Annotated in this window: 21 protein-coding genes and 1 pseudogene; 11 read left to right on the top strand and 11 right to left on the bottom strand. The window is 38.1% G+C overall.

Annotated features, from left to right (window positions below; all coding sequences use genetic code 11):
• The first annotated feature begins 6 nt into the window (after window positions 1-6).
• From nagZ to umoD, 4 genes are all read left to right on the top strand, one after another.
• Window positions 7-1026: a beta-N-acetylhexosaminidase gene (gene nagZ / locus CUB63_RS06380; RefSeq protein WP_006537234.1), complete on the top strand. Its 1020-nt coding sequence runs from the start codon at window positions 7-9 to the stop codon at window positions 1024-1026.
• Complete coding sequence (ycfP, locus tag CUB63_RS06375) at window positions 1023-1562, top strand: alpha/beta hydrolase YcfP (protein ID WP_006537233.1); 540 nt, start codon at window positions 1023-1025, stop codon at window positions 1560-1562. The genes nagZ and ycfP overlap by 4 nt, the downstream gene beginning before the upstream one ends.
• Window positions 1563-2012: 450 nt before the next feature.
• Window positions 2013-3320, top strand: a complete 1308-nt coding sequence (locus CUB63_RS06370) for an NAD(P)/FAD-dependent oxidoreductase (RefSeq protein ID WP_006537232.1) — start codon at window positions 2013-2015, stop codon at window positions 3318-3320.
• An 848-nt stretch (window positions 3321-4168) separates the two neighbouring features.
• Complete coding sequence (umoD, locus tag CUB63_RS06365; protein WP_006537231.1) at window positions 4169-4669, top strand: flagellar biogenesis regulator UmoD; 501 nt, start codon at window positions 4169-4171, stop codon at window positions 4667-4669.
• Between the two features lie 69 nt (window positions 4670-4738).
• Here umoD and mfd read toward each other — a convergent pair whose 3' ends face one another.
• Entirely contained in the window at window positions 4739-8188 is a 3450-nt protein-coding gene (gene mfd, locus CUB63_RS06360; protein WP_109847701.1) for a transcription-repair coupling factor, read from the bottom strand.
• Between the two features lie 193 nt (window positions 8189-8381).
• On the opposite strand from mfd, the gene lolC reads away from it, so the two are divergent.
• The 6 genes from lolC to CUB63_RS06330 all read left to right on the top strand — a co-directional run bounded on the left by lolC (window position 8382) and on the right by CUB63_RS06330 (window position 14588).
• Window positions 8382-9584 carry a lipoprotein-releasing ABC transporter permease subunit LolC gene (gene lolC / locus CUB63_RS06355; RefSeq protein ID WP_109847700.1) on the top strand — a complete coding sequence of 401 codons (1203 nt, stop codon included), beginning with the start codon at window positions 8382-8384 and terminating at the stop codon, window positions 9582-9584.
• Between the two features lie 40 nt (window positions 9585-9624).
• Window positions 9625-10335: a lipoprotein-releasing ABC transporter ATP-binding protein LolD gene (lolD, locus tag CUB63_RS06350; protein ID WP_202608118.1), complete on the top strand. Its 711-nt coding sequence runs from the start codon at window positions 9625-9627 to the stop codon at window positions 10333-10335.
• Window positions 10335-11582, top strand: a complete 1248-nt coding sequence (gene lolE, locus CUB63_RS06345; RefSeq protein WP_006537224.1) for a lipoprotein-releasing ABC transporter permease subunit LolE — start codon at window positions 10335-10337, stop codon at window positions 11580-11582. Before lolD ends, lolE begins: the two co-directional genes overlap by 1 nt.
• Before the next feature lie 88 nt (window positions 11583-11670).
• Window positions 11671-12528 carry a Sir2 family NAD+-dependent deacetylase gene (cobB, locus tag CUB63_RS06340; protein ID WP_109400925.1) on the top strand — a complete coding sequence of 286 codons (858 nt, stop codon included), beginning with the start codon at window positions 11671-11673 and terminating at the stop codon, window positions 12526-12528.
• 52 nt (window positions 12529-12580) lie between these two features.
• Window positions 12581-13825, top strand: coding sequence for a peptidase T (gene pepT, locus CUB63_RS06335; RefSeq protein ID WP_072062702.1), 1245 nt, complete (start codon window positions 12581-12583; stop codon window positions 13823-13825).
• 484 nt (window positions 13826-14309) lie between these two features.
• Window positions 14310-14588 carry a hypothetical protein gene (locus CUB63_RS06330; RefSeq protein WP_109400926.1) on the top strand — a complete coding sequence of 93 codons (279 nt, stop codon included), beginning with the start codon at window positions 14310-14312 and terminating at the stop codon, window positions 14586-14588.
• Window positions 14589-14685: 97 nt separating this feature from the next.
• On the opposite strand, the gene CUB63_RS06325 is transcribed toward CUB63_RS06330, so the two are convergent.
• The 8 genes and pseudogenes from CUB63_RS06325 to rluE form a co-directional block, all read right to left on the bottom strand.
• The gene (locus tag CUB63_RS06325; RefSeq protein WP_109847699.1) at window positions 14686-15807 is read right to left on the bottom strand and encodes a ribosomal protein uL16 3-hydroxylase; all 1122 of its coding nucleotides are present in this window, start codon (window positions 15805-15807) and stop codon (window positions 14686-14688) included.
• 166 nt (window positions 15808-15973) lie between these two features.
• A pseudogene (gene phoQ, locus CUB63_RS06320) lies at window positions 15974-17434 on the bottom strand (two-component system sensor histidine kinase PhoQ); the annotation flags it as partial.
• Window positions 17435-18109 carry a two-component system response regulator PhoP gene (phoP, locus tag CUB63_RS06315; protein ID WP_006537215.1) on the bottom strand — a complete coding sequence of 225 codons (675 nt, stop codon included), beginning with the start codon at window positions 18107-18109 and terminating at the stop codon, window positions 17435-17437. It lies immediately after the preceding pseudogene.
• A gap of 213 nt (window positions 18110-18322) precedes the next feature.
• The gene (gene purB, locus CUB63_RS06310) at window positions 18323-19693 is read right to left on the bottom strand and encodes an adenylosuccinate lyase (RefSeq protein WP_109847698.1); all 1371 of its coding nucleotides are present in this window, start codon (window positions 19691-19693) and stop codon (window positions 18323-18325) included.
• Window positions 19694-19724: 31 nt separating this feature from the next.
• Entirely contained in the window at window positions 19725-20354 is a 630-nt protein-coding gene (gene hflD, locus CUB63_RS06305; RefSeq protein WP_072062697.1) for a high frequency lysogenization protein HflD, read from the bottom strand.
• A gap of 2 nt (window positions 20355-20356) precedes the next feature.
• Complete coding sequence (gene mnmA, locus CUB63_RS06300) at window positions 20357-21460, bottom strand: tRNA 2-thiouridine(34) synthase MnmA (RefSeq protein WP_109847697.1); 1104 nt, start codon at window positions 21458-21460, stop codon at window positions 20357-20359.
• 109 nt (window positions 21461-21569) lie between these two features.
• Complete coding sequence (locus CUB63_RS06295; RefSeq protein WP_109847696.1) at window positions 21570-22019, bottom strand: NUDIX hydrolase; 450 nt, start codon at window positions 22017-22019, stop codon at window positions 21570-21572.
• A complete protein-coding gene (rluE, locus tag CUB63_RS06290; protein ID WP_109847695.1) occupies window positions 22012-22641 on the bottom strand; it encodes a 23S rRNA pseudouridine(2457) synthase RluE in 630 nt (209 codons plus the stop codon). The genes CUB63_RS06295 and rluE overlap by 8 nt, the downstream gene beginning before the upstream one ends.
• A gap of 138 nt (window positions 22642-22779) precedes the next feature.
• On the opposite strand from rluE, the gene icd reads away from it, so the two are divergent.
• On the top strand, window positions 22780-24033 hold the full coding sequence (icd, locus tag CUB63_RS06285; protein ID WP_006537208.1) for an NADP-dependent isocitrate dehydrogenase: 1254 nt from the start codon (window positions 22780-22782) through the stop codon (window positions 24031-24033).
• 303 nt (window positions 24034-24336) lie between these two features.
• Here icd and CUB63_RS06280 read toward each other — a convergent pair whose 3' ends face one another.
• Entirely contained in the window at window positions 24337-25464 is a 1128-nt protein-coding gene (locus CUB63_RS06280) for a phage integrase Arm DNA-binding domain-containing protein (RefSeq protein WP_109847694.1), read from the bottom strand.
• Window positions 25445-25687, bottom strand: a complete 243-nt coding sequence (locus CUB63_RS06275; protein WP_109399515.1) for an excisionase — start codon at window positions 25685-25687, stop codon at window positions 25445-25447. Before CUB63_RS06275 ends, CUB63_RS06280 begins: the two co-directional genes overlap by 20 nt.
• Window positions 25688-25877 lie beyond the last annotated feature (190 nt).

The raw sequence follows: 25877 nt of genomic DNA, 5'->3' as shown, positions 1-25877 counted from the left end.
AATGTTATGGGTCCAGTAATGCTTGATGTTGAAGGGTATGAACTCGATAGTGAAGAGCGTGAAATTTTAAAGCATCCTCTTGTCGGTGGATTAATCCTTTTTACCCGCAACTTCCACGATGCTGAACAATTAAATGAATTAGTCCGTCAAATTCGTGATGCATCTCATGAACGTCTAGTGATTGCAGTAGACCAAGAAGGGGGACGAGTACAACGTTTCCGTGATGGTTTTACTCGCATACCCGCGGCACAATCCTACGCAGCATTAAATGAAAGTTATCAAGCGAGTCATTTAGCACAAGAAGCAGGATGGTTAATGGCATCAGAAATGATTGCCATGGATATTGATATCAGTTTTGCTCCTGTGCTCGACTTAGGTCATAACTGTATTGCCATTGGTGAGCGTTCTTTCCATGATTCGCCTGAAATCGCCATGACAATGGCAGAGAGCTTTATTAAAGGTATGCGTTCTGCAGGTATGAAATCAACAGGTAAACATTTCCCAGGTCATGGTGCAGTCAGGGCTGATTCTCATAAAGAAACACCTCGTGATGACCGCTCTTTAAATGATATTCGCCAACGTGATATGTCTATTTTCAAAGACTTTATTCAACGCCAGCTATTAGATGCCATTATGCCGGCTCATGTTATTTATTCTCAGGTTGATGAGCGTCCTGCAAGCGGTTCATCATATTGGTTGAAATCGATTTTACGTGAACAACTAGGCTTCCAAGGCGTTATCTTTTCTGATGATTTATCGATGGAAGGTGCTGCCATTATGGGAAGTTATGCAGAAAGAGCACAACGTTCACTAGATGCTGGTTGTGATATGCTGTTAGTGTGTAATAACCGAAAAGGGGCAGTGAGTGTGTTAGATAACCTGTCCTCTGTCAAAGCAGAACGCATTGCCACATTGTACCATCACCGAGGTCGTTACACATTGAGTGAGCTACAAACCTCTGATCGTTGGAAAAAAGCGAATCAGTTGCTGACCCAATTACAGGAGCAATGGCAGGAGCGAGCATGATTATATATTTACATGGTTTTGATTCCACAAGTCCTGGAAATCATGAGAAAGTTTTACAGCTACAGTTTATTGATCCTGATGTCCGTTTTTTAAGCTACAGTACGTTGCATCCTCGTCATGACATGCAACACTTACTGAAAGAAACGGATAAAGTGATTAAATCCACAAAAGAGCCCGTATTAATTTGTGGCGTAGGATTAGGTGGATATTGGGCAGAGCGTATTGGTTTCTTATGTAATATTCGTCAGGTAATGATTAATCCTAATCTTTTTCCTTACGAAAACATGACAGACAAAATCGACAGACCTGAAGAATATTTAGATATTGCAACGAAATGTATTAAAGATTTTCGTTCTAAAAACAAAGATAGCGCTTTAGTGATTTTATCTCGTAATGATGAGATTTTAGATAACCAGCGTTCTGCTGATGAATTATCGCCTTATTACTCTGTCATTTGGGATGAAGTGCAAACGCATAAATTTAAGAGCCTTTCTGAGCATCTATTTAAAATTAAAGCGTTTTATAGTAAAAAGTAAGACTAAAGTAATGTGTTTAAAATGGATGGTGTTTGTTCCATCCATTTTTCTATCTAACATAGCTAAAATGTGCATACTCTTCTGCTATCTATCTCTTTTCAACATTTGTTTTGATCCTTTATTTTTATCATCTCAATATCGCGATTGATTTTAATGATCCTCTCTATGCTTATTTTCTAGTTGATTGTATTAATTGATTAAAAAATATCCTTATGTTTTTAATGGTGATTGATTTATCACTGAATAGCAAAAAATGACTCTTTTCTTCAAAAAAGAGATATGAATATTCAAATATTTTTGATATAAATCAACTTTGGTATGACCATCTTCCCAGCTAACTTATTTAAGAACAAAAATAACAGCCGAAACGATTTAACTGTCGTTATTTAAGTAGATTTCACTAAGGTTATTTAAATAACAACAGTAAATATCTTTATGGAGTGACGTTAAATGTCATTAAAAAAAATTGTTATTGTCGGTGGTGGCGCTGGTGGGTTAGAGCTGGCGACTAAATTAGGCAATAAATTAGGCCGCAGCAAAAAAGCAGAAATCACCTTAGTTGATCGTAATAATAGCCATTTATGGAAACCGTTATTACATGAAGTAGCGACAGGCTCTTTAGACGATGGAGTTGATGCACTAAGTTATTTAGCTCATGGTTATAATCATCACTTCAATTTCCAATTAGGCTCATTAATAGGGCTTGATCGTGAGCAAAAAAATATCACACTGGCTGCTATTTATAATGAAGAGCAAGAGCTACTCGTACCTGAACGCATATTAGACTACGATATTTTAGTGATGGCGTTAGGCAGTAAATCGAATGATTTTGGTACTCCAGGCATTAAAGAAAACTGCATTTTCTTAGATAGCCCACAGCAAGCCCATCGTTTCCATAACGAAATGTTGAATTTGTTTTTAAAATACTCAGCAGATGCCAATGCACAAGAAGAAAATCGTAAGGTAAATATTGCGATCGTGGGTGGTGGTGCAACGGGGGTTGAGCTTTCAGCTGAATTGCATAACGCAGTACGCCAATTAAATAGTTATGGATTAAAAAAATTAGCACCTTCAGCATTAAATATCACTTTGGTTGAAGCTGGAGAACGCATTTTACCTGCATTACCGGTACGTATTTCGAGTGCGGCACATCAAGAGTTAACAAAATTAGGTGTGCGAGTGATGACTAAAACTATGGTCACAAGTGCAGATGAAGGCGGATTAAACACCAAAGAAGGCGAGCATATCGATGCCGACTTAATGGTGTGGGCTGCAGGTATTAAAGCACCTGATTTTATGAAAGAGATTGCGGGTCTAGAGACTAACCGTATTAATCAGCTGGTTGTTAAACCGACCTTACAAACAACCTTAGATGAGTCTATCTTTGCTATTGGCGACTGTTCTTCTTGCCCAAGAAAAGATGGCGGTTTTGTTCCACCAAGAGCACAATCTGCACATCAAATGGCAAGTCGTTGTTATGGCAATATATTAGCAATGTTAAAAGACAAACCGCTCAAAGATTATGTGTTTACCGATCACGGCTCATTAGTTTCACTCTCAAAATTTAGTACTGTGGGGAGTTTGATGGGGAATTTAATGAAGGGTGATATGATGATAGAAGGGCGTATCGCGCGGATTGTTTATATCTCTTTATATCGAATGCATCAAATAGCTTTGCATGGTTATATCAAAACAGGGCTTATGATGTTAGTCGGATCAATCAACCGAGTGATTAGACCTAAACTAAAACTCCATTAATTTATCTTTTGCTTTACAGAGAAGACAAAAGTCACCTTTTAAAACCCTTATATTGTATGAGGGTTTTTTATCTATCTTTTCTTTTAAATTAAATAATTAAATGAGAATATCTAAATAAGATAAATAATCTCAGCATAAAGCACTAGAAGATTTATCTGTCGATACCAAAAATAACCAATAACTCTAAAACAAAATATAACAATGATAAATATAATTTTATTATCAAGATCAAACCGTAATATCAAAGATAACGTTAACTTTATTTATCATGTTAAATTATTTAAGACTTTTCTTAAATAAAAAATGATGTTTAATTCATTAATTCATCAAATAAAATGTTATGGTATTTCATAGGATTGTATTAGAAAGATAATAAGTGAAGATTATAAAGGTTAAGCTTAACTTGTTATTTTTATTCGTATTTAATTAGATGAAATGGTTTTACAAATCTTAAAATCAAACTTTATAATATAAGTTAAATATAGAAGACTCCCTATTTTTTGGCAACATTTGTTAATCTGGTGTTATCATAATGATGTATTATAAATAGCATAATGATTTCTATTTTTTCAGCTTAATAAATTAAGATCTATCTTAATATAATGTGTAAGTCTTGAGAATATAGTCAGTATTTAATTAAGTAATTAAAACAGAAATAAGTGGTGTATTTAACATGTCATAAATACGTAGTTTACTTATTATGTTAATCAGCATGGATGTTGAATTAAGCTATCAGATTAGAAAATTCATTTATTGAATACTAAATATATTAGCCAGTTAGAGTGAAACAGTGGCTTTTATTCTATATCTGTGGCAATTAAGGATAAAACAAATAAAAAGGGGTAAAAGTGGGTGTTAATGTCAGAAAGTACACACTAATAGGACTAATCATTGCATTAGCTATTCTTTCATTTATTGCATGGAGGTGGGTCTTTCCTCAACCTCAATATGCTCATGTCGTTTCGGCTACACCTATTAAATCAACCGTTTTTGTGACAGAAGAGTATTGTCATCGAATTGGCTTACCAACACCTTTTACACCAGAAAATTTGTCACGATTTCATCCCGCAGAGCAAGAGTGTCGAGTGTTCTATATGATTGAAGCACTCAATAACAGCAATATTGCTAATTTCCCTTATCCTCAATTTAAAGAGTGCATCCCGATTTATCGTCAAGAGCGTAGAATTGTTGGTTATGATGTGCTCTATACTATTGATGGAACACCCGGCAAAGTACGTACCACGTTTAAACCCGGTGAAGTTATTGCATTAGATTCTGATGGTAGGCTGATTTTAGAACAAGAACCTTATTGTTCTATGAATGAAAAAGTACCTTGTCGTAAAGAGTAAACCTAACAATATAAAAGAGAGGCGTAATGAAATTATTTCAATTACGCCTTTTTGTCGATTCGATAACCGCTAAAGTGAGGTTATTTTGTGTTCATTAAATGCACTTAACATATCATCAATAAAAGTGAGTCGTTTTTCACGCTCAGTTAAATCTGTAATAAACTTCAGTTTTGATGGGCCATCTAAACGGAAAATAGCAGGTTGCTCTTGAAGTAAGCTGATTAAATATCCCGGATCAACCTTGTTCTTTTCACCAAACTCAACAAATCCACCTTTATCATGGGCTTCAATTCGAGTAATCCCCAAGTTCACTGCACTTAAGCGAATAGCTGCATTACGTAGTAGATAACGCCCTGCATCAGGTAGTTTACCAAATCTATCGATTAACTCTGCTCTTAGATCATTAAGCTCTGTTAAGTTGATCGCACTGGCAATTCGTTTATAGAATGAAAGTCTGACATTTACATCAGGGATGTAATCATCAGGCAATAAAACAGGCATTCTTAATTCAATTTCAGTTTGTTGATTGGTGAGATCTTCAAGTGATGGTTCTCTCCCCTCTTTAAGCGCTTCTACTGCACTTTCTAGCAATTCCATATAAAGCGAGAAACCGACGGTATTCATTTGACCGCTCTGTTCTTCACCTAATAATTCACCGGCGCCTCGAATTTCTAGATCATGAGTTGCTAATGCAAAACCTGCACCTAGATCTTCCAGTGAAGCAATCGCTTCTAAACGCTTATGAGCATCCTTTGTCATCGCTTTAGGATGTGGTGTCAACAAATAAGCATAAGCTTGATGATGAGAACGGCCTACACGACCACGTAACTGATGTAATTGCGCTAAACCAAAGTGATCTGCACGTTCAATAATAATGGTGTTTGCGCTGGGTATATCGATACCTGTTTCAATAATTGTGGTGCAAAGTAACACATTAAAACGTTGATGGTGGAAATCATTCATCACACGCTCAAGTTCTCGTTCACGCATTTGTCCGTGACCAATACCAATACGCGCTTCAGGAACGAGCGCAGCCAATCTCTCTCGGGCTTTTTCGATATTCTCAACATCGTTATACAAGTAATAAACTTGTCCGCCACGCAATGTTTCACGCAAGATAGCTTCACGTACCACTAAGTCATCATATTCCCGTACAAAGGTTTTTACGGATAAGCGACGTGCTGGTGGTGTTGCAATGATAGAAAGATCACGCATACCACTCATTGCCATATTTAACGTACGAGGAATAGGTGTTGCTGTTAGCGTTAAAATATCGACATTTGCGCGCATGGCTTTTATTCGTTCTTTGTGACGAACACCAAAACGGTGTTCTTCATCGACAATTAATAGCCCTAAATCTTTCCATTGAATATTAGGCTGAAGGAGTTTATGTGTACCAATGACAATATCAATCGTTCCTTCAGCCAGTTTTTCTGTGATTTGCTGTTGCTCTTTTGCACTACGAAAGCGTGAGATCATCTCAATGTTAACGGGCCAATTAGCAAAACGATCACGGAAATTATCAAAATGTTGCTGAGCCAATAAGGTGGTCGGCACTAAAATGGCGACTTGTTTATTGTTGTTAACTGCAAGAAATGCAGCACGCATTGCCACTTCTGTTTTACCAAATCCGACATCGCCACAGACGAGTCTATCCATTGAAATAGCTTGGCACATATCGCTAAGGACAGCATTGATCGCCATTTCTTGATCAGGTGTTGTTTCAAAAGGAAAGCTTTGGCGGAATGTTTGGTACTGCTCTTTATCCATTTTAAAGGCAAAGCCTGTTTTTACTTCACGCTGAGCATAAACATCTAATAACTCTGCTGCGACATCACGCACTTTTTCAGCGGCTTTTTGGCGCGCTCTTACCCATGCATCGCCACCCAATTTGTGTAGTGGCGCATTTTCATCTGCGCCACCAGAATAACGACTGATTAAATGCAAGGATGAAACAGGGACATAAAGCTTGTCATTACCTGCGTAACTTAACATCAAGTATTCAGCTTTAACGCCACCGGCTTCTAGTGTTGTCATGCCTTGATAGCGACCAACACCATGCTGAAGATGAACAACCGGTTGACCTATGCTTAATTCAGCAAGGTTGCGAATTAAGGTATCAGTATTAATTGTTCGGCGATTGTCTTGACGACGACGATTAATTCGCTCGCCTAACATATCGCTTTCACAGATCATAGCTAATTGACGATGACTATCAATAAAACCGTGCTCAGCTGCACCAATAATAAAATAGGCTCCTTTTTCTTGGGCATCTGATAACTCAATGATCTGTTTAGGGGCAATTTTTATCCGTGATAACAGTTCTTGTACGGTTTCGCGTCGTCCTTCACTTTCAACAGAGAAAATAATACTGCCAGAAAATTGTTCTTGGAATCGACGTAGATTGTCTAAAGGGGATTTGCTTTGCGCGTTGATCGATAAATCAGGAAGTGGTTGATAACCTAAATTAGTTTGTCCTGCTTTTTCTGGCAATGTTTCTGTTTTAAGTTGAATTCGTGGCCACTGTTTAAGTTCTTTATTAAATTTATCAACACTGAGCCAAATATCATCAGGCGGTAACAGCGGTCGCATAGGATCAACGCGACGGCTTTCAAAACGCTGGTTGATGTCTTGCCAAAACTTTTCTGCAAAATCTTGTAGATCTTGCGTCACTATCAATGTGTTTTTAGGGAAATAAGCAAATAAGTTAGATAAAGGCTGTTCAAAAAACAGCGATTGCCAATATTCAATTCCCGTTGGCAATATGTGTTTACTGACTTGCTGATAAATATGTTCAGGATCACGTCTTACATCAAATCGTTCACGCCATTGGCTACGGAAAAGTTCTATCGCATTTGCATCTGTTGGGAATTCATGGGCAGGCAGTAAATTAATTTGATCAACTTCTGCTAATGTCCGCTGTGTATCGACATCAAAAGTGCGCAGGCTATCTATTTCGTCATCGAAAAAATCAATACGATAAGGAAATTCACTTCCCATAGGAAATAAGTCTAATAATGCACCGCGTGTTGCATATTCACCGTGTTCTAATACTTGCTCTACATGGCGATATCCTGCTTCATCTAATGTTTTACGTAAATTATCACGAGAAAGTATCTCTCCTTTTTGCATTATCAACGCATGACTTGCGAGATAATCCGTAGGGCAGACTTTCTGCATTAACGTATTGACGGGTAAGATTAAAATTCCCTTGAGAAGTGATGGAATACGGTATAGCGTAGAAAGGCGGTTTGAGATAATTTCTTGGTGAGGTGAAAAACTGTCGTATGGCAGCGTTTCCCAATCCGATAATGTCTCTACTGGAAAATCACAAAACTGACGGATTTCATCTTGTAAACGCAATGCATTTTGCATATCACGAGTAACAAGAACGACTAATCCAGAGTGACGTTTGATGATCTCTGCACATTCTAGAGCGCAAGCGGCACCAGTCAGTTGACCTAGCTGACGAGTATCCCCTTGTTTTATAGGAAGTTGATAACGATATTCTGAGGACATAAGCGTGTAATGTGAACTCTTTGTTGTAGTTAACTCCCAACACATCTTTAGCTTAATGGCTAAAGCTTAAACTGGCGGGCAGGTTAAGATAAAAGAAAAACCACAGTTTGGGAATAGAGTGGTTCCATTCAGTAAGACTACCCTTTATTATCCCTGAACACTTCGCATTAGCAACAGGAACAGCACAGATTTCATGTACAATTCTGTCTCATTTTATATAGGGCTCCGTTATATGCGGGGTCGTGCGGTCGATAAATTCGGTCGCTTCGTCTCATGGCTATCCGCTTTAGGGATTATGTTAGGTGTAGCTGCACTGATCACAGTAACTTCTGTCATGAATGGTTTCGAACGTTCATTGCAAGAAAGCATTCTTGCTTATATTCCACAAGCAATCGTGACATCACCTAACGGACAATTACCCCGAGATTCAAATATAGCTGAAAGATTACTGACGCGTGAAGGTATCATAAACGTTACCCCTTTAGTAGAAGGCGATGTTGTTTTACAGAGTAAAGACAATATCAGCGTTGGTGTCATGCTAGGTATAGAAAAAGAGCAAGATGAGCCTTTAACGAAATATATTCGTTATGGCGATTTTTCTATGCTGAAAGCAGGTGACTATGGCGTGATCTTAGGAAGTGGCCTTGCTAAACAGTTAAAAGTAAAAGAGGGGGATAACATTCGCCTTATTGTGCCAAGTGTAAGCCAATTAACACCAATGGGAAGATTACCTAGCCAACGCTTATTTACCGTTAAAGGTATTTTCCAAAGTGGTGGCGATGCAGATGCCTCACAAATTTTAGTTAATCAGCAAGATGCAGCACGTTTAATGCGTTATCAGCCGGGTAATATTACAGGATGGCGTCTTTTCTTTACTGATCCTCTCAATATTGAAAAATACAGTGCACAATCTTTAGATAAAAATCTTAGTTGGAGAGATTGGCGCGAACGTAAAGGTGAATTTTTCCAGGCTGTTAAAATGGAAAAAAATATGATGGGATTATTATTAAGCTTAATTATAGCTGTGGCGGCTTTTAATATCATTACCTCACTTTCTTTGTTGGTGATGGAAAAACAAGGTGAAGTTGCTATTTTGCAAACTATGGGTTTAAAACGCTCTCAGATTATGTCCATCTTTATGCTACAAGGTGCTGGTGCAGGTATTTTAGGTGCTGTTGCTGGTGGTCTGTTGGGGGCATTACTCTCAAGTCAATTAAACGTCATCATGCCAGCGGTAGGACTTATTCCTCAAGGTGTGGAATTGCCTGCAACACTTGATTGGGGACGCGTCTTTATGATCGGTTTCTCCGCTATTGTCATTTCACTTTTATCCACTTTATACCCGTCTTGGCGGGCCGCGGCTATTCAGCCAGCAGAGGCGCTACGTTATGAGTAATTCTTCTTTGAATAAACAATCAATGGCATCAGAAAAACAAATGCAAATTAACAAAGAGGGTTTATTGGATTGCCACGCCCTATGTAAACAATACCAAGATGGTTCGATTTCTACTCAAGTGCTGAAATCCGTCTCTTTTAAAATGGATAAGGGGGATTTTCTTGCCATAGTAGGCAGTTCCGGCTCAGGAAAAAGTACTTTATTACATTTACTGGGGGGATTGGATTCTCCAACATCAGGCGAAGTCTTTTTTAAAGGGCAATCACTTAATAAGTTATCTTCGTCTGAAAAGGCTGATTTACGTAATAGCCAATTGGGATTTATCTATCAATTTCACCATCTATTACCTGATTTTACAGCACTTGAAAATGTGGCTATGCCGCTGATGATTGGTGGGGCTAGTGTTGTAAAGGCGAAAGAAAAAGCGATGTCTTTACTTGAAGCGGTGGGGTTAAAAGATCGCGCTCATCATCGTCCTTCAGAGCTTTCTGGTGGTGAGAGACAACGTGTTGCGATTGCGAGAGCATTAGTGAACGATCCTTCATTAGTCCTTGCTGATGAGCCAACAGGTAATCTTGATCAGAAAAATGCTGAAGGGATTTTCGAATTGTTGATTAAGTTAAACAAAGAAAAACAAACTGCTTTTCTAGTGGTGACGCATGATTTGTCATTGGCTGCTCGTTTTCAGCGCCAACTTGAAATGAAAGATGGTCAACTACAGTCACAAAACGCAATTTCAGGAGTGAAATAATGGCACAATTGCCACTTGCATTAGTGACCGCTTTACGTTTTTCAAGAGGGCGAAAACGTGCGGGAATGGTTTCTTTAATTTCAGTTATTTCAACACTGGGCATTATGCTTGGTGTTGCTGTCTTGATTATTGGTCTAAGTGCCATGAATGGGTTTGAACGTGAATTAAAAAATCGCATTTTATCAGTGGTGCCTCACGGACAAATTTATTCAGTAGAACAGCCATTTGTACAATGGCAATCAGCATTACCTCGTATTGAAAATACCCAAGGTGTTGTCGCTGCTGCGCCATATATCTTATTAACAGGATTGTTAGAGAAAGGAACTGAACTAAAAGCAGTGCAAGTTATGGGTGTATCACCTGAAAAACAGAGTGATATCAGCTTATTACCTCGCTATGTACAAAATAATGCATGGCAAGATTTTCGGGCGGGTAAGCAACAAATTATTATTGGGCAAGGTGTTGCAGACGCATTGAAAATTAAACAAGGTGATTGGCTCACCGTATTAATTCCTAATAATGATGATCCAACTAAGCTTTTACAGCCTAAGCGTATTCGCTTACAAGTAAGTGGTATTTTTAAACTTAGTGGTATGCTTGATCATCAATTAGCGTTAATTCCTTTAGCCGATGCTCAACAATATATGGATTATGGACAAGGAATAACTGGGATTGAAGTGAAAACGGTAGATCCTTTTTTCGCGAATGAAATTATTCATGATGCCGGTTTAAACAGCAAAGAATATGTTTATGCCAAAAGTTGGATAAGCGATTATGGCTATATGTATAGTGATATTCAAATGATCCGTAGCATTATGTATTTATCGATGATCCTAGTGATTGGTGTCGCTTGTTTTAATATTGTCTCAACGCTGATTATGGCAGTAAGAGATAAAAGTAGTGATATTGCTATCTTACGAACATTAGGCGCACGAGATAGTCATATTCGTAATATCTTTTTATGGTACGGCTTATTATCAGGCATGATTGGCTGTGTTGCTGGTGTGATATTGGGTGTATTGATTGCTTATAATTTAACACCATTAGTGTCTGTTATTGAATCATTAACGGGACATAGTGTGTTGTCTGGTGATGTTTATTTCGTCGATTTTTTACCTTCAGAAGTTCATTTAATTGACGTTTTCTCTGTATTTATTACCACTGTAATTTTAAGCCTAGTTGCAAGTTGGTATCCTGCACGTCGAGCGACTAAACTAGATCCTGCTAGAATTTTAAGTGGACAATAAGGTTATTATTGACAGACAAAGAAGAAAAAACGCTTAAACTAGTAAAGATAAGAAACGCGCTATTTAAATTTGAAAACCAAGGATTGTCATGATGAAACTTAAACTTCGTCATCGTCGGCTTAGGAAGTTTCGTAAGATCAAAAGTTTACGCAGACAACATTCACGTTGTCGTTATTTTCATCTAACCCATAAAACGGAACATGAAATGAATTTACCCAAAGTTGTCGTATTAACAGGGGCTGGCATTTCGGCTGAATCAGGAATTAAAACATTCCGATCAGAAGATGGATTGTGGGAAGAACATCGTGTTGAAGATGTTGCTACACCTGAAGGTTATCAACGCAACCCACAATTGGTTCAGCAGTTTTATAATGAACGCCGTCGTCAATTGCAACATCCCTCTATTCAACCGAATGAAGCGCATTATGCATTAGCGAAACTTGAGCAGCGCTTAGGTAAAGATAACTTCCTTCTTGTAACGCAAAATATTGATAATTTACATGAAAAAGCAGGTAGTAAACATATTTTGCATATGCATGGTGAATTGCTAAAAGTACGTTGCCCACAATCTCGCCAAGTTTTTGAATGGAAAGGGGACTTAGAAACAACCGATCGCTGTCATTGTTGCCAATTCCCATCGCCACTACGACCACATATTGTCTGGTTTGGTGAAATGCCCATTGGTATGGAAGAGATTTATCGCGCCTTGGCTGAGGCTGATATTTTTATCTCTATCGGTACATCTGGAAATGTCTACCCTGCTGCGGGTTTTGTCCATGAAGCTCGATTAACAGGTGCTCATACCGTTGAGTTAAATCTTGAACCCAGTTTGGTTGAAAGCCAGTTTGAAGAGAAACATTATGGTCAAGCAAGTCAGATAGTTGATGAATATGTTCATAAATTGTTTGAATTAATTAATGATCCTAAAGCTGATTTGACGCAATAATTATTTTATAGAGTTCCCTATTATTGTTCTTAGAGAGATCTTAGGGGGCAAAATGGATAAATTATTAGAACGTTTTTTTGAATATATTAATTTTGATACACAATCAAAACCATCTTCAAAAATGTCACCAAGCAGTGATGGACAATTAAAACTTGCCAAGGCATTGACTCACGAATTAAAAAAACTGGGTTTTTCCGATGTAACGCTCAGTGACAAGGGATGTGTGATGGCAAGTTTACCATCCAATGTCTCTTGGCCAGTGCCTGTGATTGGTTTTATTTCGCATCTTGATACAGCGCCGGATTTTTCTGGTAAGCATGTCAAACCACAAGTGCTTGAAGATTATCGTGGCGGTGATATTGCATTGGGTATTGGTGATGAAGTGTTATCACCAGTTATGTTTCCAATCTTACACTCCATGATTGGTAAAACATTAATTACCACAGACGGTAAAACCTTATTAGGTGCTGATGATAAAGCAGGCATTGCTGAAATTATTACCGCCATGGTACGTTTAAAAGAAACCAATCGACCTCATGGTGATATTCGTATTGCGTTCACACCTGACGAAGAAATTGGTCGTGGTGCGCATTATGTCGATTTAAATGCATTCGGTGCAAGTTGGGCTTATACCGTTGATGGTGGTGGTGTTGGCGAATTGGAATATGAAAACTTCAACGCAGCATCAGTGAATATCAAAATTGTTGGTAACAATGTTCACCCTGGTAGTGCAAAAGGGGTGATGGTAAACGCATTAGGATTAGCAACGCGCATTCATCAAGAGTTACCTATTGAAGAAACACCAGAAAATACCGATGGTTATGAAGGTTTCTACCATCTGCAAAGTATTAAAGGCACGGTAGAAAGGGCGGAAATGCATTATATTATCCGTGATTTTAATCGTAACTTATTTGAAAAACGCAAACAGAATATGATTGCGATTGCAGAAAAAGTAGGTAAAGGCTTACATCCAGATTGTTATATTGAACTGACTATTGATGATAGTTATTACAATATGCATGATAAAGTTGTTCAATTCCCGCACATTATTGAAATAGCAAAACAAGCAATGATTGATTGTGATATTGAGCCTAATATCAAGCCTATTCGTGGTGGTACAGATGGTGCTCAGCTTTCTTATCGTGGATTACCTTGCCCTAATATTTTTACTGGTGGTTATAATTTCCATGGTAAGCACGAATTTATCTCTTTAGAAGGTATGGAAGCGGCGGTGAGTGTAATTATGCGTATCGCTGAAATTACAGCTGAAAGAGAGAAAGCTAACGTGATTAGCTAATCACTAATTGAACCTTGAAAGTAAAAATAATAGCCGATATTTCGGCTATTATTTTTTTAACCAGTTTAATTCTACTAAGTAGTTAATGATTTCATTTTTTCTCGCTTTATTTAATATAAACTGATATCTGTTTGTGCTGGTGGTGTTTTCATATTTGTTATTTTATTATTTCTGCAAATATCATGGTCAGTAAAATAAAAGTAATGATTAACACAATAAATTTTTATAGACGATTTTATTGTTGAAAAAAGAAGTAAAATCTAATTTTCTCCTAGGTAAAATAGGAGAAACAGCAAGGTATTGATAGGGTATTAATAGGGATGTTTACTTAATTAAAAATAGAATAATTTTATAATAATGGGCTTACATATTATTTACTATTAAACTTTTAATATAGGCACAATAGTCATCACTCTTTGCTAAATTGGGTTCAATAAATTTATCTTATAATTACAGAAAACTGAATGCAATATAAGGATATTGAATGGAAAACATGACAGGAAGATCATTAAAACCTGTAATAGAAGAGCAACTAAGCTTTCATAAAGAGAAAATAATTAAAAAATCTGAGCAGCAATCATTTTTTATTATTTTAAGCTATTTTTTGATAACTTATTTTATCTCCTTTTCTCTGTATGCAACAAATAGCAAACATACATTATTGCTTTTTTTCTTACAAAGTACTTTTTTTGTTGTTATTCCTTTTTTCTTTCATAATACGAGAGTACTTTTAAAAGAATCAATAAATTATTTAATTCGTTAGATTTTTAAATATAATATATTTATTAAATAGCTAATGATAAAAAGCCCTGCAATAATATGACAGGGCTTTATAACTTATAGTTGAAAATTAGTGATAATTAATCTTCAAAATACCAATAACCTTGGTTAACTAAGTGTGTTAATAAACGCACAAATTTCGGATCAGCTAACGCATCACCTAAGTGTTGTTTATCAATATAATCATATTGGCAAAGCGCATCCACAGCTTCTATATGATCAGTATCCATCAATTCACCATTTACGAAACAATTATCGCCAACACGTAGTGCACGAAGACCATTTAAACGATGAAGTTGCTCGCCTTGTTGCAGCAGATCATGAATTTCCGCATTTTCATATAAAGGTTCTGGAACCGCGAGATCAAGCTCATGACGAGATTGAGAAATAAATTCACCAAACCAATGCCGGAATACTTCTGGTTGAGCAAGTAAATCCTCCATCATGGCATGAAGTTTATTTAACTCTTGGTGTTGCACTAATGCTGGGTTTTCACGCTGTGTTAGATCAGGATCGCTATAACGATAGCTACCTAAATCATTTGCTAATATATAGTCAGCGAACCCACTGAAAAGTTCACGAGCATTAGGCGATCTGAAACCAACAGAGTAGTTTAGTGACTCTTCAATCGCATAGCCTTCATGCGGGAATCCAGGTGGGATATAAAGAATATCTCCCGGCTCTAATTCTTCATCAATAATTGCTTCAAAAGGATCTACTTGAAGTAGATCCGGGTGAGGGCAATGTTGTTTCATTGGGAATTTTTCACCCACCCGCCAACGGCGACGGCCTTGTCCCTGAATGATAAAGACATCATATTGATCAAGATGTGGGCCAACACCACCCCCAGGAACAGAATAAGAGATCATTAAATCATCAATGCGCCAATCGGGTAACACACGAAATGGTTTCATTAATGCCGCACTAGGAAAATGCCAGTGATCGACGGCTTGTACAAGTAAAGACCAATCTTTATCACCAAGTCCTTCAAAGTGCTCAAAAGGCCCGTGTTTGACTCCCCACTGTCCGTCTTGACAACTAACAAGACGGCTATCTACTTCATCTTCCATTGCAAGACCAGCAAGTTCATCAGGAGATAAAGGATCAACAAAACGAGAGAAGCCGTTTTTAATTAATAAAGGGCGTTTTTGCCAATGGCTTTCGAGGAATGATTGCCAATCTAAATTAAGTTTATAGTCCATTGTGTATATCCTGAGTTCGGGAAGCCTAGAGCCATAGTATAATGAATTCTAACTTCCTGCTAAACATTCCTTTGAGCAATGTGAGTAACACGATAATAAGTGAACAGATATCATACATAACGTCGTAGACTTAACGGTAATTTAAAAGTACCTTAATCAACAATGATTATTCACGCTCAGCCGTAAGTTGCTGCTCAGCAAAGATTACAGTAATACGAGCACCACCTAAAGGACTATCGGTAATAGTAATTTCACCACTGTATTGTTCAATAATATCTACTGCAATAGATAATCCTAAACCTTGCCCTGGACGAAGCGTGTCTGCTCTTGTTCCTCGCTGGAAAATAGCTTCTCTTTTTTCCGGGCTGACGCCTGGCCCGTCATCATCAATAATAATAATGACACTACTTTCATTATTGCTAACATTGATTTCAACAAATTCTAAGCAGTATTTACAAGCGTTATCCAGGATATTGCCCATCACTTCCATAAAATCATTTTTCTCACCTAACCACATGATTTCAGGTGAAATATTGAGTGTTAAATCAACGCCTTTTGACTGATAAACTTTACTTAATGCACTACAAAGATTATCTAATAACCCTGACAGTGAATGGAGTTTTCGTGTGGTAATATCGTGATCACCATGAATAGATGCTCGATGCAGATAATAACCGACTTGTTGTGAAATTCGTTCTATCTGATCGAGCATGATAGGTTCAGCTTGCTCTATCGTCATTTGCTTACCTGATCGTAAAGAGCGTAATGTTGATTGTAATACGGCAAGTGGCGTTTTTAAGCTATGAGTCAGATCTGATAAGCTTGTGCGATATTTACTATAACGGTTTCGTTCATTACGCAATAATACATTTAAGTTTCGGACTAAGCCTTTTAACTCGGTTGGTGGGTTTTCATCCAAATCATTGCGTGTCCCTTTTTCTAATGCACTGATTTGTTCTATCACTTGTTTTATAGGCCGTAAACTCCAGTGTGCAGCTAACCAAATTAAAGGCACAACTAAGAACAAATTAGCGAGAATGATATATAAGAACCAGTCCCAAACCTGACTGACTTTTTGCATTCGCTGAGGAATAGGATCGATAACTGCAATCGCCATATAAGGCATATTATCAGCCGCAGGATAATGATTAATTACCACTGAGTGAGTTAAAAATTCGTTACTTGAATATTCTTCGAGTCGCTTGAGATAAACACGGTATTGAGGTAACTGTTGTAGCATTAAACGCGTTGTTTTGACATCAACCGAAATTTCAAATAACCCTTCTTCATGGCGCCATTTATGCTTAATGCTATCTGGAATGGCTTTAGGTAAATCGGGAGTTGTCCATAATACACTGCCTTTATCATCAAAAATGATCACCAAAGAGGTGTTATTATTAAGGCTTGTAGGAAACTCAATATTCAGCTTGCCCTTATCCCACTGCGCTAAGCTGTAGTAAAGATTGCTTTGACTACGCATTAGCATAAAAGTGGTTTTATCCACACTGACAATCGAACCGACAATGGCAACTAATCCATAAGAAAGCACAAGAGCTAAAATTATGGCACTAGTTGCAAGTAAAAAACGAGTTCGTAATGAGAGTGGGGAGCGCTGTTTTTTTGCATATTAGGGTTTCATATCAAAACGGTAGCCTTGTCCACGTACTGTCACGACAACATCATCAGGATATTTTTCTAAGATTTTTTTACGTAATCGCCCCATTAGTACATCAATAGTATGACTTTCTTTTAATTCAGCATCTGGATACAACTGGCGCATTAATGCATCTTTGCTAACAACTTTGTTTTGATTGCGCATCAAGGTTTCTAAAATTGTATATTCAAATGCAGTTAACTTAATTTGTTCTCCCGAAATCATGAACTCTTTACGTGACAAATCCAATTCAAAAGGTTCGATAGCGAGGGTTTGTGATGCAATTCCCATGTTTCTTCGCATTAATGCCTGAATACGTGCAATAATTTCCTCAAAATGAAAGGGCTTTGTCACATAGTCATCAGCGCCTGCATTTAACGCTGACACTTTTTCTTGCCAACTTTCTCGTGCTGTTAAGACCATTATTGGTAGAGTAATATTATTTTCTCGCCATCTACGAATAAGGCTAATGCCATCTTCATCTGGTAATCCTAAGTCCACAATAGCTACATCAGGTGTACCTTCTGCAATAAAACTATCTGCTTCTTTGGCATCTTCAGCTGCATCAACCTGATGGCCAGCATCACGAAATTGCACAGATAAGTGATGGCGAAGTAAGATATTATCTTCAATAATTAAGATCCGCATTATTCCACCTTGAGTACAATCAGCAAAAATTTACTGTCATAAAATAAATATATGAATGATAGTTAATCTATCAGATAAAAATATGGGCTCATCATAGACAATCTATCGCTTAAAAAACACTGTATCTAGCAAAGTGTTTAAGTTATAGATAGTTTTCTTTGTGTTTTGGCTATAAAAAAAGGCAGAAATTATCTGCCTTTTTAGAGAGGTAAATTAGTTTAATTTATCAACGAGTTGAGTTGCAAAACCAATATAACTTTCAGGTTTCATTGCTTTTAAACGTGTTTTTTCATTTTCTGGTAATTCTAAACCATCGATGAAAACGACCATGTCTTGTTCTGTGATGCGTTTACCACGAGTAAGCTCTTTTAATTTTTCGTAAGGTTTTTCAATGCCATAACGACGCATTACAGTTTGAATTGGCTCGGCTAATACTTCCCAATTGCAGTCTAATTCTTTACGAAGGTGGTTTTCATTCACTTCAAGTTTATTAAGACCTTTCATGGTTGATTGGTAAGCAATTAATGCATAACCCATACCCACACCTAAATTACGCAGTACAGTTGAATCAGTTAAATCACGTTGCCAGCGAGAAACAGGTAATTTGCTAGCAAGATGTCCCATTACTGCATTTGCTAACCCTAAGTTTCCTTCAGAGTTTTCAAAATCAATTGGGTTTACTTTATGAGGCATGGTGGATGAACCAATTTCACCTGCAATGGTTTTTTGTTTAAAGTGGTTCAGTGCAATGTAACCCCAAATATCACGGTCGAAATCAATCAAGATAGTATTGAAGCGACTAATACAATCAAAAAGCTCCGCAATATAATCATGTGGTTCAATTTGAGTTGTGTATGGGTTCCATGTAATACCAAGTGAAGTGACAAATTCTTCACTAAATTGATGCCAGTTTACATCAGGGTATGCAGCTAAGTGAGCATTGTAGTTACCTACTGCACCATTGATTTTACCTAAGATCTCAACTTGTGTAAGTTGGCGATATTGGCGCTCCATGCGGTAAGCAACGTTAGCAAACTCTTTGCCAATTGTAGAGGGTGTCGCAGGTTGACCATGAGTGCGAGAAAGTAATGGTAAATCACGGTATTCTTGAGCCATTTTGCTAATGGTATCAATAAGTTCACGCCATGCAGGTAATAAGATCTCTTGGCGTGCCGTTTCCAGCATAATGGCATGAGACAGGTTATTAATATCTTCAGAAGTACAAGCAAAGTGAATAAATTCAGAAACCTGATGTAAAGCAGGGATGTTCGCCACTTTTTCTTTTAAGAAATATTCTACGGCTTTTACATCATGATTAGTGGTGCGTTCGATCGTTTTAATGCGAGCTGCATCTTCTTCATTGAAGTTAGCAACAATTGCATCAAGGTAATCGTTTGCGTTTTTTTCAAAGGCGGGAACTTCTTTAATGTCGGCGCAAGATGCCAGCTTTTGTAGCCAGCGAACTTCTACCTGTACACGGAATTTCAGAAGACCGAATTCACTAAAAATAGAACGTAACGACGAGGTTTTACTACCGTAACGACCGTCAATCGGTGAAATCGCTGTCAGCGAAGATAATTCCATTGTTGGCAACTCCCAGGTTGAATTTAAAGTATTAACATTGAGCGAGAAAATCATCAGCTTGTCGCAGGATAGTCTTTTGATGAAGTAAAAAATCAAAACGACGGCCACCTACTTGACGCCAGAGCACAGCACTACGAATGCCAGTTAATAACAACGCTCTAACTTTAGCTTGAATAATAGGGTTCTTTAACAGATCAATTGCGCCATGAACTTGAATGCGTGGGCCAACAGGGCTAACGGCATCAACATAAACGCCGGCAAGTGCATTAAATACACCTTCAGACATGGGTTCAAAGTAACTTTTTTGGCGATCTAATTGAGAAATTTTTTGCGATAAACGAGAACTGTAATCATCATTTCTATTGATAAGACGTTCTAGATTGATTAAGCCCTGTTGGTAAGTCATCAATTCAAGCGTTAATTTTTCTCTTCTTACCGCCTGATGAATAGCTTTCAGTGTTTGAAAGCCTAATTTTAAATGACTGATTTGATTGCCATAAACATCAAGTGTTGAGGTTGGATTGAGATTAAAAATACTGTTAACCATCACTTCAACATCATTCTCGTTCGCACTACCTTGGTAAGCAATTTGCTGAACAAGACGACTTGCTTGGCAGATGCCTGCCAATGCAAGTGTAATATCACGAAAATCTTTAGCCACGTCTACTCCTGAATACGGGTTTCAATGATACCGCCACCTAAACAGACTTCGTCTTGATAAAAGACGGCTGATTGTCCTGGCGTTACAGCAGCAACAGGATAATCAAAGCGGACTTCAATTTTATCTTCACTTAATGGCGTTACTGTACACGCAATATCAGGTTGGCGGTATCGTGTTTTAACAGTACAGCGGAAAGCTTCAGTAATTGGCTCTCTCGATACCCAATGCAATTGTTGAGCAATTAAGCCGACAGACATTAATCTTGGATGTTCATGACCTTGTGCCACAATAAGAATGTTGTTTTCAACATCTTTATCAACGACATACCAAGGGGAGTCTCCACCGTCTTTTGTTCCACCGATACCTAAACCTTTACGTTGACCTAATGTGTGATACATCAATCCTTGGTGTTCACCAATAGTTTCACCATCAACTGTGATGATAGGGCCAGGTTTAGCAGGGAGGTAACGTGATAAGAAATCGGTAAATTTACGCTCACCAATAAAACAAATACCTGTTGAGTCTTTTTTCTTTGCTGTTGCTAAATCAAGTTTTTCAGCGATTTTTCTAACTTCAGGCTTTTCCATTTCACCAACAGGGAAAAGGCTTTGTGCGATTTGCTCGTGACTTAACGTGTATAAGAAATAGCTCTGGTCTTTGTTATTATCGACGCCACGAAGTAATTGGCTTTTGCCATTGATATCACGACGGCGAACATAGTGACCTGTTGCGATGTAATCAGCACCTAAGTCTTCTGCCGCATATTCTAAAAATGCTTTAAATTTTATTTCTTTATTGCACAGAATATCGGGGTTTGGGGTGCGGCCTGCTTTATATTCAGATAAAAAATGTTCAAAAACATTATCCCAATATTCAGCGGCAAAATTGATAGTATAAAGCTCAATGCCAAGTTTATCGCACACGGCTTGCGCATCGGCAAGATCCGTTGAAGCTGAGCAATATTCTGTATCGTCGTCTTCTTCCCAGTTCTTCATAAACAGACCAACGACCTGATATCCCTGTTCCTTAAGAAGATAGGCTGAGACGGATGAATCTACGCCACCGGACATTCCTACGATGACTTTTTTTTGGCTGTTATCTGACATGACTGGATCTCACTGCGGAAAAATAAGCGCCATACTTTACCATATCACTGACACAGGTGCATCAAGTGTTGCTCTGTTTTTGATGCTTTGTTTTTCTATTCTCTACCATTTAGTTAAAGGGCGCACCAAAGCTAGTTAAAATAGAAAGAGGGTAGCGTTCACCTTGTTGATAACATAATAGGCTTTCTCTTACCAACGGTGAGCGCAATTGCTGGCTATGAATAATTTCATCAGCGCTAACCCAGTGACAACAATCAATATCACTATCTTGGGGCTGAGTTTCAAATTGTTCTTGTGCTTCAATAAGAAAAAGAAAACGTAGAAAAGGCGTTTTATCTGGGGCAATCCATTGATGTAACTTAAGAAAATGTTGAACGGGAAGTGTTAAGCCTGTTTCTTCCCATAATTCACGTTGAACAGCCTGAATAAGAGTTTCATTGGCTTCAAGGTGCCCTGCAGGTTGATTCCACGTTGCTTTTCCATTGACAGTTTCTTCAACAACGAGAAACTTATTTTGCGCATGAACGATACACGCGACAGTCACATGAGGTTTAAACAAAATTAATCTCCTTCCATTCACCGGGTAATAAATTATCCAATGTAATATTTCCCATACTAAAGCGGATCAAACGCAATGTAGGATAACCAATATGAGCCGTCATTCGTCTTACTTGACGGTTTTTGCCTTCAAATAAGGTGATTCTTAACCAAGTGGTCGGGATAGTTTGGCGTTCTCTAATCGGCGGGTTTCTCTCCCATAACCATTCGGGTTGCTCAACTATTTCGACTTGTGCTGGCAATGTTTTGCCATCTTTAAGCGCTAATCCATCTCGAAATTGTTGTAATGCGGCTGTACAAGGAACACCCTCTACTTGAGCATAGTAGATTTTTCCTGTGTTTTTACTCGGTTGTGTTAATTTTGCTTGTAGCTTCCCATCATTTGTTAAGACTAAAAGTCCTTCACTGTCTCTATCTAAACGTCCTGCTGCATAAATATCACGAATAGGAATAAAATCTTTTAGTGTTTTTCTGCCATTCTCGTCTGTAAATTGTACAAGAACATCGAAGGGCTTGTTGAAGATAACGACTTTACGCTCACCTCTTAGGCGCACTGGTTTTCTTTGTGCTAATGAAGTGTGGTGTTTTCTCGGTTTAGCACTATTTTTAAGTTGATTTGCCATAGTTAATTTTTGTAAAAAATGGGAGATTGATTATACCTTAAAAGAGAAGCGATTGGCGTTAGCTGAATAATCAAGTAGTATTGACAGGTCTCTTACAAAAAATTAACAAAGCGTGCGCTTACATGAAAGGAGAGGTAAATGGAAAGCAAAGTAGTTGTTCCGGCTAATGGCGCTAAAATTACACTAGATGCTAAAGGTAAGCTTGTTGTTCCAAATAATCCGGTTATCCCTTATATCGAAGGGGACGGTATCGGTATCGATGTTACGCCAGCAATGTTAAAAGTTGTTGATGCTGCAGTTGAGAAAGCTTACGGCAAAGAACGTAAAATTGAGTGGATGGAAGTCTATACTGGTGAGAAATCAACGCAGGTATATGGCAAAGATGTTTGGTTACCAGAAGAAACATTAGATCTTATCCGTGAATATCGTGTTTCTATCAAAGGACCTCTTACTACCCCAGTTGGCGGTGGTATCCGTTCATTAAACGTTGCACTACGCCAACAACTTGACCTCTATATTTGCCTACGTCCAGTACGTTACTACAAAGGCACACCAAGCCCAGTTAAACAACCTGAACTAACTGATATGGTTATCTTCCGTGAAAATTCAGAAGATATCTATGCAGGTATTGAATGGAAAGCGGGCTCAGCAGAAGCCGATAAAGTCATTAAATTCCTGCAAAATGAAATGGGTGTTACCAAAATCCGCTTCCCACAAGATTGCGGTATTGGCATCAAACCTTGTTCAGAAGAAGGAACTAAGCGCTTAGTTCGTGCGGCAATTGAATACGCTATCGATAACGACCGTGATTCAGTTACATTGGTACATAAAGGTAATATTATGAAATTTACCGAAGGTGCCTTTAAAGACTGGGGTTATGAATTAGCTCGCGAAGAGTTTGGTGGTGAATTATTAGATGGTGGTCCTTGGGTTAAAATCAAAAATCCAAAATCGGGTAAAGAGATCATCGTTAAAGACGTCATCGCTGACGCATTCTTGCAACAGATTCTGTTACGTCCAGCAGAGTACGATGTTATCGCATGTATGAACCTAAATGGTGACTACATTTCTGATGCATTAGCGGCTCAAGTAGGTGGTATTGGCATCGCACCTGGCGCAAATATTGGTGATGAATGTGCTTTATTTGAAGCAACACACGGTACTGCACCAAAATATGCAGGCCAAGATAAAGTTAACCCTGGTTCTATTATTCTTTCCGCAGAGATGATGCTACGCCACATGGGTTGGACAGAAGCTGCTGACTTAATCATTAAAGGTATGGAAGGCGCGATTGCCGCTAAGACTGTAACTTATGATTTCGAACGTCAGTTAGAAGGCGCTAAACTGCTGAAATGTAGCGAGTTTGGTGACGCGATTATCAAACATATGTAATATAATTAGCGTTGCGAACTGATTACGGGAACTTAAGGGTTCCCGTTTTTGTTACAGGATTTTTTATGAGTACGTGTAACGTCTTGATGCGTATTTTTGTATTAAAAGTAGCCTAATGTAGCAAAACCAAACAAACAATGCATAAAGCGTAAGTGTTAAAATCAACCCATTAAAAGAGGCGATAAGGCTTTATTTACGGCGAAATGAAAAAGAAAGAAAATAATCTGCAAACTGCATGATAAACGTGGCGAAAATTATCATTTGCAGATTATCTGATGGATTAAAATAAGGTCAGAAATAAGATTAACACGCGATGGTTATCCATTCTTTGCCACGAACATCATTATAACGGTCTGTCTGTGCTCGAGTGGCATGCCCTAATAAAGCTTGCGTATCTATACCCTGTTTTCGATATAAACGTTCTGATAATGAACGTTGCTCATGAAAGGACGCTGGCATTCCTTCACCCCAATCAATATTGGTTTTATTTCTTGCTTTGGTGAAATTCGTTGTCATCGTATTTGCGGTGACAGGGCCTCCTCGTTGCCCTTGTGATGTAGTCCGAAAATAGTGAATTAAATAGTGGCTTACCACGCGATCACGACAGCGGTCAACAATTTCTTTAAGTGAAACATTGATGGCTTGATTGCGTAAAGAAAGGGGAATGGCCACTTTAGCCCCGGTTTTTCCTTGAACAACATGTAAATGGTCATCCCAAATATCTTGAAAACGCATCCGTGAGATATCGCTAATACGCTGACCTGTTACGAGAGCAAGGAGCATCGCATTACCCATATAACGATGTTGCTTGTCCGCTAAATCATAAATCTGATGCCACTCATCTAAAGTCAATCTTTGACGTTTTATCCGAGTTTTTGGCCTTTTAGTTGCCAATGCGGGGTTATAACCTGGTGGAACTTCACCCGCATGTTGTGCTTCTTTAAAAATATCACTAAAAACGGATCTAACGACCTGTGCCATACGCGATTGTCCCGCCGTTTTATACTCGTCGAGAATACTGACCAAATCTCGAGTGCCTACTTTGGCTAATGGGAGCAACGCTAATTTTTGGCGCATAAGGGCGATGGGTTTTTTCTTTTGCCGATAGGTGGCCAGTTGTATCTCTCCTTGATCTAAGCGCTCCTTTTGGATGTTCCAATAACGATCTAACCATGTGGCAACCGTAATCGACTCATCTTTGTCAGTTGCAATGCGATCACTGATGGCTAAAATTTGACGCGTTCTTTGCTCTGCAATACGGCTATTGGCTTCGATGGCGATTAATCGCGCTTGAGTTTCATCAGCGCCCAAGGAATGAAATTTACCCGTTATAGGGTGACGATATCGCCAATACATTTTTCGCATTCTTGGATGATACGTTGTATATAAATTGGGGATATCAATGTTCTTCTCACGAGGTCGTCCGGTCATCTTTCAGTATCTTCCTTAATATTGGATCATCAAAGGTATTGATTGAAGGGATAGCTAACATGCCGACTAAATCCGCATCTTCTCTTACTCGCCACATGCCACCTTCTTTCCTTGCGGGAGGGCAGAAAAAACCTAATCGCGCATAGCGACTTAATGTGGTGAGAGACGGCGGACGACTTTTGTATCGTTTATCAGCCCACTCTTTTAATGTTAATACTTGCATTATTCTTTCCTTATATTATTAAAAATGAATTAATAATGATTATTCCTTTATTTTAAATAAATGAATGCTGTATTTATTTGATGACTAATTAATACGTAATTATATTTATAGTCTTTTATTCCCTTATCGTTTAAATGCGTGGGTGTTTGTTACTTGTGATTAATTGTACTCTATGTTTCTTTATAGGCAA

This window comes from Proteus penneri, from assembly GCF_003144535.1.
Lineage (GTDB): Bacteria > Pseudomonadota > Gammaproteobacteria > Enterobacterales > Enterobacteriaceae > Proteus > Proteus penneri.
The sequence above is the reverse complement of the archived record's forward strand: the minus strand, read 5'-3'. Positions and strand labels throughout refer to the sequence as shown.

Coding starts and splice junctions, on each gene's coding strand:
- nagZ (WP_006537234.1), top strand. CDS start 7: ATGGGTCCAGTAATGCTTGATGTTGAAGGGTATGAACTCGATAGTGAA.
- ycfP (WP_006537233.1), top strand. CDS start 1,023: ATGATTATATATTTACATGGTTTTGATTCCACAAGTCCTGGAAATCAT.
- CUB63_RS06370 (WP_006537232.1), top strand. CDS start 2,013: ATGTCATTAAAAAAAATTGTTATTGTCGGTGGTGGCGCTGGTGGGTTA.
- mfd (WP_109847701.1), bottom strand. CDS start 8,188: ATGTCCTCAGAATATCGTTATCAACTTCCTATAAAACAAGGGGATACT.
- lolC (WP_109847700.1), top strand. CDS start 8,382: ATGTACAATTCTGTCTCATTTTATATAGGGCTCCGTTATATGCGGGGT.
- lolD (WP_202608118.1), top strand. CDS start 9,625: ATGCAAATTAACAAAGAGGGTTTATTGGATTGCCACGCCCTATGTAAA.
- lolE (WP_006537224.1), top strand. CDS start 10,335: ATGGCACAATTGCCACTTGCATTAGTGACCGCTTTACGTTTTTCAAGA.
- cobB (WP_109400925.1), top strand. CDS start 11,671: ATGATGAAACTTAAACTTCGTCATCGTCGGCTTAGGAAGTTTCGTAAG.
- pepT (WP_072062702.1), top strand. CDS start 12,581: ATGGATAAATTATTAGAACGTTTTTTTGAATATATTAATTTTGATACA.
- CUB63_RS06330 (WP_109400926.1), top strand. CDS start 14,310: ATGGAAAACATGACAGGAAGATCATTAAAACCTGTAATAGAAGAGCAA.
- CUB63_RS06325 (WP_109847699.1), bottom strand. CDS start 15,807: ATGGACTATAAACTTAATTTAGATTGGCAATCATTCCTCGAAAGCCAT.
- phoP (WP_006537215.1), bottom strand. CDS start 18,109: ATGCGGATCTTAATTATTGAAGATAATATCTTACTTCGCCATCACTTA.
- purB (WP_109847698.1), bottom strand. CDS start 19,693: ATGGAATTATCTTCGCTGACAGCGATTTCACCGATTGACGGTCGTTAC.
- mnmA (WP_109847697.1), bottom strand. CDS start 21,460: ATGTCAGATAACAGCCAAAAAAAAGTCATCGTAGGAATGTCCGGTGGC.
- rluE (WP_109847695.1), bottom strand. CDS start 22,641: ATGGCAAATCAACTTAAAAATAGTGCTAAACCGAGAAAACACCACACT.
- icd (WP_006537208.1), top strand. CDS start 22,780: ATGGAAAGCAAAGTAGTTGTTCCGGCTAATGGCGCTAAAATTACACTA.
- CUB63_RS06280 (WP_109847694.1), bottom strand. CDS start 25,464: ATGACCGGACGACCTCGTGAGAAGAACATTGATATCCCCAATTTATAT.
- CUB63_RS06275 (WP_109399515.1), bottom strand. CDS start 25,687: ATGCAAGTATTAACATTAAAAGAGTGGGCTGATAAACGATACAAAAGT.